The following is a 13942-nucleotide window of genomic DNA, read 5'->3' as shown; positions in this document are numbered from 1 at the left end:
GAGTCCAACAGAATTCAGCGACGCTTACCAAGCAAAATAACAATCGCAGGAAAAAAGGACTTATGTGGGTTATCGAACCGATCTCTGCCATTAATCGGCGTAATTTCAAGTCAGCTGTGACACGGTCAGAGCCAACCAGAAAAATGGAGATTCGTATGCATGCCCAAGCTGAAGCAAAAAATGAGAGCCTGATTTTTGATAACGAGGTCGATGAATTTAATATCGGGAAGCCATCTTGGACTGCGACGCTGGCGCGAGACATCGGTGCCGCTGCACTATCGCTGGTGTTCATCGTCTTGTTAGCGGGATTTTTACTTTCTCTTGGCTCAAATTAAAGGCTACGTTTTTTTTGAAGGAATGATGATGTCTACTAAAACACAATTTCATGAAACGCCCGAAGGTCTTTGGTTGTGGCGAGTGTATGACTTCCATATTGATCCGCACTCTAAAAAAGAAGTTGAGGGCAAGTCCATCACCTCGGAAAAAACTTTTCATTCTGAGGCGGAAGCAAGTGAGGATCTGGCGCATTGGAGCAAGTCCACTGGCCCCTATTTGGGAAGAGTGCCGGATGCTTGATTCTGCTTTCTATTTTACCCTATTTAATTAAAATCAAAAAATTTTCTGGAGATGTACATGAGTGATGAATACTTAGATTTACAAGCAGCCGTGCAATATGATTTGTTCTCTCACGCGGATCAGCAGAGCCCGGTAGGCTATTTGTTAGACCGTGTTTATTACGCAGAACCTGGCGATCATCCGGCAGAAACGAATACAGAGCATGGTCTTTTCTTTTATAAAAAGGCAGACCTTCAAAAACTGATGTACGGGACGCCCGCCGGCAGATTAGAAGATAATGTCATCGTCAGTAATAACGGGAATCGCTACTACCTGAAAGAGCTTTAAAAGATTATTTTGCAAGCGTTATAAACGCCTTGTTATTGCGTTTAACTGGGGGATAAGTTCAGCGAATGCGACCAGACGTCAGTGAGCCGCTGCACGTATGCTTTTGCGTGGTACTGAATAGATTTTGGATTGATGCTTAGTTTGTGTTTGGTTTGTGATTTTTAATACTCCCTATAGGTATATTTTATTGTCTTTGTAATTATTGGTCTATAAGCGATATTTTTATTACTTTATGGGGAGTATATTAATTATTGGTATAAAATAAGCAATTAACCAGGCTGTGTAGCAAACAGCCACGCACTTGCTCAGAATGACCTAAGCAGTCAAGCTAGCCTGGCAAATTAATCTGGCAACTGAGCGATCAATTCAGATGTGGTAAAGATGTAGTAAAGATGTAGTAACTAAGTCCGTAAGAAAAAATCATTTCTGCTCCTCCAGCAGAAAACCTCTTCAATATTGCTATTTGGTTGACATAGATTGGCTCAATCAACAGGCTCTCATCGCCAGACACTAATCCTACACTACGCGAAATTGCCGTTGCAATCACAACGCCGTCCTCCTATACAGATAAGATCAGACAAGAATGTTTAACGGACGAGTATCTTTTTGGTCGCATCGCAATTACGTTTTAAAATTCATTTAATGATAGACAAAACGTCGCGGTAGTTTTAGTGATCGCGTCGCGTTATGGTGCCCGTTGGTAAGCCCAGATTGATATCCATAGCAATATGGATCGTCATAAAAAAGTGATTGGACGAGACAATTTGTTTATCGCAGTATAAATGTGGGAGACACCCACATTTGGCAAAAACGCCAGAGTAAATATAATGCCAATTATATTTACATACATAAAATAGAGGCTACGATGAACAAGATAAATCGCATCAAAAAATGGTCGGTAATCGTCGGTATTATGCTTAGCAGTATCTTGCCAGTATCCAGCGCACAGGCCGCGGCATGGACGTTAACCGGCGCAGTCGTGACGCATGATCCTAGTATGATAAAAGACGGTAACACTTGGTGGATCGTTGAAACCAGCGACACCGGCATTGGTGTCAAATACTCGCCTGACGGACATGCCTGGACGCAAGGTGGCAGCATATTTGCTGGCGGTTTGTCGTGGTGGGGGCAGTACAACGGCAATTCTAAAGTCGTTTGGGCACCCGACATGCGTGTCTATAATGGCAAAGCGATTTTGTACTATGCCGTATCGACCTTCGGTTCGCAAAAATCCGCCATCGGCCTTGCTACTGCATCCAGTATTGCCAAGGGCGACTGGGTTGATAAAGGGCTTGTGTTGTCCTCTAAGAGTGGCGATAACTTTAATGCGATTGATCCGAATTTTGTAGTCGATAAAGCGGGGCAGCCGTGGCTGACTTTTGGGTCCTGGTGGACTGGGATTTATACCAGCAGAGTTGATCCGACCACATTAAAGCCGATTGGTACCCGATACCACCTAGCCTCTGACAGTAGTGGGATTGAAAACGCCTTCATCATGATCAATGGTGGCTACTACTACCTGTTTGTTTCTAAAGGTACTTGCTGCTCAAAAGCCAACAGCACTTATCACATCTCTTATGGTAGATCGACCAGTATTACTGGCCCTTATCTCGACATGAGCGGTAACGATATGCTCAATTCTGGCGGTACTACCTTGGAGGCGGGTGGCGGTCGTTTTTTTGCTCCTGGCGGAGAGTCGGTTAGTAACGGTGTGCTCGCCAGACATAAACTGGATAGTCAGAATAATTTCAATGGCGTCCTGTTTTTAAATGATCTGTATTTCTCGAATGGATGGCCAACTTACTAATCTTTTCGCTATTTTGTCAGCGTTAGGTCAGGATCAGTTTCAGGCTCATGACGCTTCGTTGCGAGCCTGAAGCTCTTTACGATCACCATTTTTTGCTAACTCATTCGCCACTCCTTCAAACTTGGCACGACATAATTACCAAGGAGGATTGCATTGAGTGTTGCAGTTGCTAGCAGAAGTGTTGTAAATTCCCACGGTTTTTACACAGAAAAAAACTATCTCTTGCGATGAGCTAATCTATGCCGCTCTTAAACCGTGCTGGCTTACATCACATCTTGCTTGAACAATATGTGCACAAATTGTGCTGAATTTCTCTGGCATGGCAATTTCCCTAGGCTTACAAGGGCGAGCTTGCCCTTTTTGGCAATGTGATCTGACATCGTTGTAGCCAATCAATTCTGGAGTCGCGCTCTAAGCGCGCTTCTAGCGCTAATTCCTAAGGGAGTTCCCGATACCGATATTGATATCGAAAACGCTAAAAAATTGATTGGAGAGATTTTTGTGCGCACCTTAAGATGAATTTAGAGCATGTAGATAAAAATGCCTGACCTTGAAGCACATAACTAAAAATAAATTGGAGACGTATGAAACGTAACGTATCTGGCCCAGATATGGCCAAGCCTTATCGCCCTTTGGTTTTAAAAGTATCTGTGGCGGCGCTCGCCAGTGTCGGGATACTGACTTGTGCTTCTGTCTGGGCGCAAGAAACTAAAGCAGTTGCCGCCGCTGCTGACGAAGGTGTCGTAGTAGTGGTCACCGGTGTACGCAAGTCGGCTGAAAGCGCACTGCAAATCAAAAGAAATTCAGATCAGGTCATCGACACCATTGTTGCCGATGATATTGGTAAATTCCCCGATACAAATGTTGCCGAGACTTTGGCGCGTGTGAGCGGGATTCAGGTTCGTCGTGATGCCGGAGAAGCCAATTCGGTCTTGATACGCGGGCTTCCCGGGATTGCTACGCTATTAAACGGTAGAGAAATGTACACCACCAACGGACGCTATGTGAACCTGGCGGATATCCCGTCAACTATGTTGCAACGGGTCGATGTGTATAAATCCCAAAGCGCCGATTTGGTGGAAGGCGGTATTGCTGGTGTAGTGGATGTCCGCACCAACCGGCCTTTCGATTTTAAAGGCTACACATTTTCAGCCAATGGGCATTTAGAAAACAGCGATAAATCAAAATCCAATGACCCTAATGTCGGGATGATGGTGTCCAATCGCTGGAAAACAGCCTACGGTGAATTTGGTGCCCTATTCGGTCTGTCTTATGTTGAAAATAAGTACCAGGAAGAACGCGCATTTAATACCAACCCAACTAGCCAAGGCCCTAATCTCACCGGTCCTTTTGTGATGGGTATTGAAGCCATTCCTGGTAATCGTCGTCGTTTGGCAGAGAACGTTGCTGTGCAATGGCGTCCTAATGCCGATGTTGAGTTGTACGCGGAGGGCATCTCTACCCGCTATAAAAACACGTTTGAAACAGATTTTTTTGTCGGGCTGCCATGGCTTGGTAATTCAGTGACGACCACGACGATTCCTGGTACAAATCAGGTGCAGACGATCTCTTCGCATAACACTTTTACTATCGACTCAACCCAGGCAAATAAGGCGGATACGCTGACACAGCAGTTTGCCGTCGGTGGCCGGTGGAATGCGAGTCCGGGCTTAAAATTTACCTCAGAAATATCTACTACCTCAAGCAAATATACTTGGGCTAATCCTATCCTGGATACCAATACTACGGTACCTAATGTCAACGTCAATACCAGCTTGAATGGCACGCCTAATTTTCAATATACGGGTATTGATATGAAGGACGCGAAAAATTTCTCTTTATTTCAATTTATTGGATCGTTATGGTCGTGATAAAGGGGGCTCAACCGACTGGCGTGCGGATGGTTTCTATACGCCAGAGGCTGATGGTTTATTTAAAGAGTTTAGCGCTGGCGTTCGCGTCTCTAGCAGAACGGCAGAATCGATCAAATCATTTGAAGGTGGAGTGGGTGCGCCACCAGGCATTAATGCTGCCAGTATTAATGGTTTGAGCTGTGTATCGCCAGCCTTGGGCGGTAACTACGGCCTTGCGCAATGGTACACACCGTGTGCTACTTTCCTGATCAATAATACGGCCGCGATTCGCAATGCAGTAACAGGTTCTTCCAGCGCGAAAGCGCTTGATCCGGGATCGATGTTCCAGGACTCTGAAAAAAGCTATGCGTTTTATGGAAAAACAAATGTTGGCTTCGACTGGGGTAGCGTGCCTGTCAGTGGAGTCATTGGTGTACGAATAGTTAAAACAGACGAGGAACTGCAAGGTAACAATTTGTTGACCGACGGTAGCTATGTTGCGACACAAAAAAGCAGTTCGAGTACAGATGTGTTGCCGAGCATGAGTTTTAAATTTAATTTGCGACCAGATCTGATCGCCCGTCTGGCAGCGGGTAAAACGATTACTCGTCCTGATTTTGCGCAGCTCAATCCGGGGGCGGCTTATATAAATGCTGGCGTGACTGTCAATCCGACCGCGACAGGCGGTAATCCAGACTTAAAACCAGTAACAGGTCGCAATTTTGATGCTGCACTTGAGTGGTATTTTGCACCAGCGGGATCTGTCAGCGCGGCGGTTTTCCAGCATTATTTTGACGGCTATATTCTCAATAAAACACAAGCGGAAACTTTCGCGGGGACGGTATATCAGGTCACACGTCCTTACAATACCGACAGCGGACAATTGCAAGGTTTGGAAGTCGCGTATCAGCAGTTTTATGATAAGTTGCCTGGCTGGTTAGGTGGCTTTGGTTTACAGGCGAACGTGACTTATATGGAAGGTAAAACGACCAAATCAGTTGACCCGACTTTAGTCGATAAACCTTTCACCGGCTTATCAAAATTCTCTTATAACGTTGCCGCTTTGTATGAGAAAAATGGTTGGTCTGGACGTTTGGCTTATAACTGGCGTTCTAAATTTGTGGATACTTATAATGCCTCTAATTCAGGTTTGGATTTGACAGTTGCGCCAATATCGTCTCTGGATGGGTCGCTGAGCTATAAGATCACGCCTAATCTTTCAATCACTTTAGATGGCAGCAATTTGTTGGACTTTAAGTACAGCGATTACTTTAGCAATCCTAATGTGTATCCGCGTGACACCCGCCGCTATGACCGCAGGATAGGTATAGGCTTGAACTGGAAAGGTTAATCTTTCAAAGCTAAACAGATCAAGGTAAAAAACATAGGTACATCAACACCAGTAGGTGATTTCATCGGGGCATTGCTAAATAGCAGCAATGCCCTTTTTGGTTGAGACGAACATATAACTGGTACCTGTACCGGGCAAAAATTAAATGAATACTCAAAAATTATCGACAGTAGAAAAAGTGGGTTTTGGGGCAGGTGATATGGCCTTAAATGTAGTGATCTCATCGATGATGCTGATCATTACTTTTTTTTATACCGACATCTATGGTTTAAAAACGACCGACCTCGCTTTACTCTTTGTCTTGGTTAAGTTTGTCGGTGCGATTGCTGATTTAGGGATGGGGCAAATCACTGATAGATACACCAGCCGTGCTGGTCGCTACCGTCCTTATTTATTGTGGCTGGCTGTGCCTTATGGCGTCAGTGTATTTTTTGTTTTTACTACGCCTGAGTGGCAATACAGCGCCAAATTGGTCTGGGCGTATTCCACCTATATTTTAATGACGGTGATGACGGCAGGGGTTGGTATTCCTTATATCTCGTTAGTGAGTGCTTTGACCAATGATCCTAAAGAGCGTTTGTCGGCGAACGGGTATCGGCTGTTTTTTGCCAAAATCGGCGCGTTTATGGTGACAATAATTGTGCCCCTGCTGGCGCAAAAATGGGGTGCTGGTAATCCGGCAGTCGGCTACCAGGCTGCAATGGCGGTGATGGCAGTAATGGGTGTTGCTTTATTTTTATTCTGCTATTTCAGCACCACAGAACGGGTTTTACATGTTGTCGAAAAACAGTCTTTGTCTTCGCAGTTAGCGGTGCTCTTACGCAATGATCAATGGCTGATTTTATGCGGCGTCTGTGTCACGGGTACGGTCGGCTATGTGGTGCGCGGATCTGTGGCAATTTATTACGCTAAATACTTTTTGGGTGCCAACACAGAAACAGTCGCTGCTTTTTTATCTACCGGTGTCGTCGCAGCGATTTTGTCGATGGTTGCCTCAACCTGGATCACCAAATTTTATTGCAAGGTAAAACTATTCCGTTATACACAAATCGCGGTCGCCTTGATCAGCGCATTGATTTATCTGGTGGTTAAACCCGGCGATACGGCTTTAGCATTTGTTTTGTATTTTTTATTGTCCTTTGTAGTGGATTTGCATGCACCTGTATTTTGGTCGGCGATTGCAGAGACCATTGATTATGGCCAGGTAAAAACTGGTAAGCGGGTCTCTGGATTTGCCTTCGGCGGTATTTCAGTTTGTCAAAAGATCGGCATGGCAGTAGCGGGCGGCTTGGTAGGTATCTTGCTGAGCTATTTTAATTACCAGGCTAATCAAGAGCAGACTCAATTCGCTTTGACCGGCATTGTCTTAATGTTTTCGGTGATCCCGGGCGTGTTCCATTTCATCATGGGATTGTTGATGTTTAAGTACCGTATTAATGACGATTACTACAGCGGTGTGAAAGACGAAATGCGCACTAAAGGTTATGTAGCAGGCTAAGGTGTGAAGTCGAAATATAGTTTTGAAATGAGATTAATGTATTGACGTCAGTTGCTGATCTTTTTTGTGATCGCAATGTGACTATGGGAAATAACCGTGACTGAAAAATTACACCCTTTAATTGAGCAACGTGCTGACCCACATATCTATCAGCATACCGATGGCTATTACTATTTCACAGCCTCAGTGCCGCAATATGACCGTATAGAATTACGTCGTGCCAAATCGATTGTAGAACTGGCAAATGCGGAGACGGTCGATGTCTGGCATAAGCCAGATACCGGCCCATACAGCGAATTGGTCTGGGCGCCAGAACTGCATTTTAATCAGGGTGCCTGGTATGTTTACTTTGCTGCAGCACCAAGTCGCGAGATCAAGGATAAACTGTTTCAACATCGGATGTACGCTATCCGTAATACGAATAGCAATCCCTTGCAAGGTGAATGGCAATTCATGGGGCAAATCGACACTGGTATCGACAGCTTTTGCCTAGATGCGACAACGTTTACTCATCAGGGTGTGTTGTATTACGTATGGGCGCAAAAAGATCCGGCAATTGAAGGTAACTCCAACATCTACATCGCCCCAATGAAAACCCCCTGGGAGCTCGGCGGGCCACCGGTCATGCTCAGTAAGCCAGAATTTGATTGGGAAATCCGTGGATTCTGGGTCAATGAAGGGCCGTCAATATTAAAATGTCACGGCAAGATATTCATCAGCTACTCTGCTAGTGCTACCGATGAAAATTACGCCATGGGATTATTGTGGGCTGATGATCAAGCCAATTTACTAGACCCATCTGTATGGACTAAGACCAAAGAACCCGTATTCCAGACCTGCTACGAGCACGGAATTTATGGCCCTGGTCATAATAGCTTTACCTTTGATGCAGATGGCGATAGCGTCATGCTGGTCTATCACGCACGCACATACACCGAGATTATCGGTGATCCGCTCTGGAATCCAGACCGCCATACTTTTGTCAAAAAATTGAAGTGGGATGCGAACGGAATGCCCATGTTTGGTCGTCCCTCAGAGCCGTAACGATGAGTGGCAAATTTAATAAAATAGTGATGGAGACTTCGGCATGAGTGACAACCGCGAGATACCTTCCATCAGTCAAAAAGTATTTGGACAACTACCAGACGGCAGGGATGCACAGCTATTCACTTTAACCAATAGCCAGGGCATGATCGTCAAAATTACCGACTTTGGCGGCATTATCACCGAGTTGCATGTGCCTGATAAACACGGTCAGTTTACCGACGTGACGCTAGGCTTTGATCATCTGGCGCCGTATTGCGATGTCTCTCCTTATTTTGGTGCCTTGATCGGTCGTTTTGGTAACCGCATTGCCGATGGACGTTTCGTGCTGGATGGCGTCAGTCATCAACTCCCCTGTAATGATGGTGCCCATCATTTGCATGGTGGATCAGCAGGTTTCCATCGAGTGAAGTGGGACGCCGTACCTTTTGTCCGCAATGATGCACGAGGCGACATTACTGCGGTTGGCCTGACTTTGAGCTACCTCAGTGTCGATGGTGAGCAAGGATATCCCGGCAATCTGCAAGTCACCGTCACTTACACACTGACTAATGCCAACGAACTGCAAGTGCTGTATCAAGCGGTAACTGATCAAGCGACGCCTATCAATCTGACTCAACATACTTATTTTAATCTGGCCGGAATTAGTGATGGAGTGAGCGACATTCTGGGTCATGAGTTAATGATCAACGCCGATACTTACCTCCCGGTGAATAGTGCGTTGATACCGACCGGCAGCTTATTGCCTGTGGCCGATACTGCATTTGATTTTCGTACGCCTAAACTCATAGGCGCGAGGATTCATGACGAGGATCAGCAACTGGGCTATGGTAGCGGTTATGACCACAATTATGTGCTGAACAAAAGTCGATCTCAAGAATTGAGTCTGGCTGCGCATGTACATGAACCCGTGTCTGGACGCGTACTGGAATTGTGGACGCAAGAACCAGGCATACAGTTTTATAGCGGTAATTTTCTGGATGGTTCATTGTCGGGGAAGACTGCTCATTACGGTCATCGCAGTGGTTTTTGTTTGGAGCCACAACATTATCCCGACTCACCAAATCAGACTGCTTTTCCGAATACTATTTTACGGCCAGGTGAGGAATATGAAAGCTTTTCGGTTTATCGGTTTTCGGTACAAGCCTGATCGTCATGGTGGGTGGAAAGATTTCAGTTGAATCGCAAAATGGACTTATTAATGAATTCATTAGCCAACGCATTAGCAATTTAATGGTGAATATAAAATTGATCGCATGATGCAACTCAAAATAGATGCCAAGAACATATTAGGTGAATGCATTTTATGGTGTGAGCGCTTGCAGCGCTTGTTATGGACCGATATAGAAGGTGCATGTCTATGGTCCTATCATCCGGCGAGCGATGAGATTTTTCAGTGGGCTATGCCAGAACGATTAGCTTGCTTCGCTTTAACCGATGACGATGATCAATTGTTACTCGGTCTGGCCTCCCGACTCGCTTATTTTCAATTTTCGACTGCACTGATCACACCGATTTGCGATGTGGAATCTGATCTTCCAACGACGCGCATCAACGATGGTCGCTGCGACCGTCAGGGGCGTTTTGTGTTTGGCTGTTTTAATCAAGCACCTGATGCGGCGGCGATCGGTAGTTTTTATCGCCTCAATACCGACCTAAGCTTAGAGCGTCTGCCTTTATCCCAAGCCGCAGTGGCGAATAGTATTTGCTTTAGTCCTGATGGCGGCACCATGTATTACTGCAACTCTCCTGAAAAAGTTATTCGTTGCTGCAGCTATGACGCGATCAGCGGCACGATTTCGGACGACCGAGTGTTTGCCGAACTGAGCGATCAGCCTGGTGAGCCGGATGGATCAACTATCGATGCCGAAGGGTACTTGTGGAACGCGCAATGGGGAGGGCGACGTGTGGTGCGCTATGGGCCAGATGGACAAATAGATCGAGTGCTTGATCTGCCAGTATCACAACCGAGCTGTGTTACTTTTGGCGGGCCGGAGTTCAATGCGCTTTACATCAGTACGGCGCGTGTTTCACTGTCTGATACTGAGTTGGCATTGCAGCCACAAGCGGGAGGTATTTTTCATGCTGAGCTGGACGATGTTCGAGGTATCCCGGAACAACGATTTTTAGGCCGACGTATTTAGCTAGACATTCTTAGGATTGCGCAGCTAATTCTGTACTTTACTGGTTTCTATCGCAGATCATCGGTTATTTATCCGGCTTACTTTGATATCAATGTTCAAAAATCCTGAGTGCAGGGTCTAATGATAATAAGGCTTTCCAGTCATTTTTGTCTTGAAGGCCGCATGATCATTGGACGTTGGTATTGTGCATTTTAATGCTCTTGATCACTTTATCGATATCAAATCGAATATCATTACTAAATAAAAAGTGATTGGAAAGGCATCGATGAACTCCGTATTATTTCTATATCGCTACCCAGCCGGATGAGACACATTGGGCTGGCAATATAAAAATAAGGAGTATGCATGTCAGAGACAAAAAAGAAGGTCGCGCTACGCTCGGCTGAGTGGTTCGGCACCCAAGATAAAAATGGTTTTATGTATCGCAGCTGGATGAAAAATCAGGGCATTCCTGATCATGAATTTCAGGGGAAGCCGATCATCGGTATTTGCAATACTTGGTCAGAATTAACGCCCTGTAATGCCCATTTCCGCCAGCTGGCAGAGCATGTCAAAAAAGGGATACTGGAGGCGGGCGGTTTCCCGGTTGAGTTCCCTGTATTCTCGAATGGCGAATCCAATTTGCGCCCCACGGCGATGTTGACCCGTAATCTTGCCAGCATGGATGTCGAAGAATCGATCCGCGGTAATCCTATGGATGCGGTAGTGCTGCTGGTTGGCTGTGATAAGACGACTCCCGCCTTGCTGATGGGCGCGGCAAGTTGCGATATTCCCACCATCGTTGTAAGCGGCGGGCCTATGCTCAACGGCAAGCTTAATGGTAAAAATATTGGCTCAGGTACGGCGGTCTGGCAATTGCATGAAGCCGTCAAGGCTGGCGACATCACGATGCATCAGTTTATGGCGGCAGAGTCCGGTATGTCGCGCTCTGCAGGTACCTGTAATACCATGGGGACAGCATCGACGATGGCCTGCATGGCCGAGGCTCTGGGTACCTCGCTGCCGCATAACGCCGCGATCCCTGCGGTCGATTCACGTCGTTATGTATTGGCACATATGTCCGGCATCCGCATTGTAGAAATGGTGTGGGAGGATTTGCGTTTATCCAAGGTATTGACTCGCGCTGCGTTTGAGAATGCGATTCGGGTGAATGCCGCCATCGGCGGCTCAACCAATGCAGTCATTCATTTAAAAGCCATCGCCGGGCGCATCGGTGTTGATCTGGAACTAGAGGACTGGACAACGATAGGCAAGGGCACGCCAACGATTGTTGATTTATTGCCGTCGGGGCGGTTTTTGATGGAGGAGTTCTATTACGCGGGTGGTTTGCCCGGTGCGATACGGCGCTTAGGTGAAGGTAACTTACTACCGCACAAAGCGGCCTTAACCGTCAACGGAAAATCTCTTTGGGAGAATTGCCAAGATGCTCCGGTATATGACGACGAAGTGATCAGACCGTTGGTAAATCCTTTGATCGCCGATGGTGGAATTTGTATTTTGCGTGGCAATCTGGCGCCACGTGGTGCTGTCTTAAAACCTTCAGCTGCATCGCCACATCTGATGCAACATCGTGGTCAGGCAGTAGTATTTGAGGATTTTGATCATTATAAAGAACGTATTGTTGATCCCGATCTTGAGGTAGATGCAAATTCAATTTTGGTGATGAAGAACTGTGGTCCTAAGGGCTATCCTGGTATGGCCGAAGTGGGCAATATGGGTTTGCCGCCGAAGTTGCTGGCCCAAGGTGTGAAAGACATGGTGCGTATTTCAGACGCTCGTATGAGTGGTACTGCATATGGCACAGTCGTATTGCACGTGGCACCGGAGGCAATGGCGGGTGGGCCTTTGGGAATCGTTCAGGATGGAGATTGGATTTCGCTTGATTGTAGCAAAGGTAGTTTGAACTTAGATATTTCTGAATCAGAAATGACAGAGCGCTTGGCAACACGTGCCACCAACCAAGTTCCTACTGCCAAGAGCGGTTATCAGAAGCTCTATATCGATCATGTATTGCAGGCTGATGAGGGTTGTGATTTTGACTTTTTGCTGGGTAGTCGTGGCTCTGCCGTACCTAAACATTCTCATTAATATTCTCAATAAGCATTCACACCAAGCATTCAAATAAAGCGTAGTTGCTATCTATTTTATCTATTTTCACTACGCTTTTCATCTCACTTTTCATCGCGGAACTCACATGTTACTCATTCAATTTCTTACCGAATCTACTACAGGAGCCGGGACACGACATATTGGCATTCTGGAGCAGTCCAGTATTCGTGTGATTGATGGCTATTCGTCAACCTATGCGCTGGCACAGAGCGCCATCCGGCAGCAGATTGGGCTTGAGCAATTGGCTAATTCGGCTATTGGTAATGTGGTCTATCAGTATGAGGATATTGCAAAAGCAGGTCGTATTTTGCCGCCGCTAGATCATGCAGATCCAGCGCATTGCTATGTCACCGGGACGGGTTTAACCCATCTTGGCAGCGCCGATGCACGTGATGCTATGCATAAAAAAATCGGTGGCGATGTGGACACGCTGAGCGACAGTATGAAAATGTTTCGCCTTGGCGTTGAAGGTGGAAAGCCAAAGCAAGGTCAGGTTGGAGCACAACCAGAATGGTTTTATAAAGGAGACGGCTCCGTTGTCAGCGCTAGTGGACAGACATTGAACATGCCTGATTTTGCGTTGGATGGTGGTGAAGAGCCAGAAATTGCCGGTTTATACGTGATCGGCGATGATGGTGCGCCATATCGTGTTGGTTATGCGATTGGAAATGAATTTTCAGATCATATTACCGAGCGCCAGAATTATCTTTATCTGGCCCATTCAAAATTACGCCCATGCAGTATCGGTCCTGCTTTGCTTGTGGGTGAGTTGCCATCCCATGTTGCCGGAACATCGCGCATTATTGATAAACAGGGGCAAGTGCGATGGGAAAAATCCTTCGTCAGTGGCGAACAAAATATGTCCCATACGATTGCGAATTTAGAATATCACCATTTTAAATATACCTTGTTCAACCGTCCTGGCGATGTACATATTCATTTTTTTGGCACCGCTACACTGAGTTTTGCAGACAATGTCAGCGTGCAGGCAGGTGAAACTTTTGAGATCGAAGCACCGGCATTTGGTCCGGCTTTAAGAAATAAACTGGAAGTGGCAAAAACTGCTTTTACGAAAGTACACGCATTATGATGATTACAGGAAAAGCGCTGATCGGTGGCGTTAGCGTGAAGGGAAACGGTAGCGCATTTCTGGCATTTGAGGTTCTTGCAAAACGAAACACCGGAGAGTAATTTTATTGCGAGAAGCGCAAAATAGATGAGAAAGGAGCGGCC

At 46.1% G+C, this 13942-nt stretch carries 12 protein-coding genes; all 12 read left to right on the top strand.

Translation table 11 applies throughout. From position 1 onward, the window contains the following. Positions 1–62 precede the first annotated feature (62 nt). The 12 genes from QN395_RS11025 (at position 63) to araD1 (ending at position 13799) form a co-directional block, all read left to right on the top strand. Positions 63–335 carry a hypothetical protein gene (locus QN395_RS11025; RefSeq protein WP_323492548.1) on the top strand — a complete coding sequence of 91 codons (273 nt, stop codon included), beginning with the start codon at positions 63–65 and terminating at the stop codon, positions 333–335. Between the two features lie 28 nt (positions 336–363). Further along, positions 364–576 (top strand): hypothetical protein, encoded by a 213-nt coding sequence (locus QN395_RS11020; RefSeq protein ID WP_323492549.1) that lies wholly within the window; start codon positions 364–366, stop codon positions 574–576. 57 nt (positions 577–633) lie between these two features. Next, a complete protein-coding gene (locus tag QN395_RS11015) occupies positions 634–903 on the top strand; it encodes a hypothetical protein (protein WP_323492550.1) in 270 nt (89 codons plus the stop codon). 865 nt (positions 904–1768) lie between these two features. Further along, on the top strand, positions 1769–2710 hold the full coding sequence (locus tag QN395_RS11010; RefSeq protein ID WP_323492551.1) for a family 43 glycosylhydrolase: 942 nt from the start codon (positions 1769–1771) through the stop codon (positions 2708–2710). 584 nt (positions 2711–3294) lie between these two features. After that, positions 3295–4581 (top strand): TonB-dependent receptor plug domain-containing protein, encoded by a 1287-nt coding sequence (locus tag QN395_RS11005; protein WP_323492552.1) that lies wholly within the window; start codon positions 3295–3297, stop codon positions 4579–4581. Beyond that, complete coding sequence (locus QN395_RS11000) at positions 4562–5914, top strand: TonB-dependent receptor (RefSeq protein ID WP_323492553.1); 1353 nt, start codon at positions 4562–4564, stop codon at positions 5912–5914. The genes QN395_RS11005 and QN395_RS11000 overlap by 20 nt, the downstream gene beginning before the upstream one ends. A gap of 145 nt (positions 5915–6059) precedes the next feature. Then, a complete protein-coding gene (locus QN395_RS10995; protein WP_323492554.1) occupies positions 6060–7412 on the top strand; it encodes an MFS transporter in 1353 nt (450 codons plus the stop codon). A 96-nt stretch (positions 7413–7508) separates the two neighbouring features. Continuing rightward, a complete protein-coding gene (locus QN395_RS10990; RefSeq protein WP_323492555.1) occupies positions 7509–8456 on the top strand; it encodes a glycoside hydrolase family 43 protein in 948 nt (315 codons plus the stop codon). Positions 8457–8499: 43 nt separating this feature from the next. Then, positions 8500–9606 (top strand): aldose epimerase family protein, encoded by a 1107-nt coding sequence (locus QN395_RS10985; RefSeq protein ID WP_323492556.1) that lies wholly within the window; start codon positions 8500–8502, stop codon positions 9604–9606. Between the two features lie 106 nt (positions 9607–9712). Then, a complete protein-coding gene (locus tag QN395_RS10980; protein ID WP_323492557.1) occupies positions 9713–10600 on the top strand; it encodes an SMP-30/gluconolactonase/LRE family protein in 888 nt (295 codons plus the stop codon). A 345-nt stretch (positions 10601–10945) separates the two neighbouring features. Beyond that, on the top strand, positions 10946–12688 hold the full coding sequence (locus QN395_RS10975; RefSeq protein ID WP_323492558.1) for an IlvD/Edd family dehydratase: 1743 nt from the start codon (positions 10946–10948) through the stop codon (positions 12686–12688). A 106-nt stretch (positions 12689–12794) separates the two neighbouring features. Then, complete coding sequence (gene araD1, locus QN395_RS10970) at positions 12795–13799, top strand: AraD1 family protein (RefSeq protein ID WP_323492559.1); 1005 nt, start codon at positions 12795–12797, stop codon at positions 13797–13799. Positions 13800–13942: the final 143 nt, after the last annotated feature.

Source organism: Undibacterium sp. RTI2.2 (assembly GCF_035018705.1).
GTDB lineage: Bacteria > Pseudomonadota > Gammaproteobacteria > Burkholderiales > Burkholderiaceae_D > Undibacterium.
This window is presented reverse-complemented; position numbering and strand designations above follow the sequence as displayed.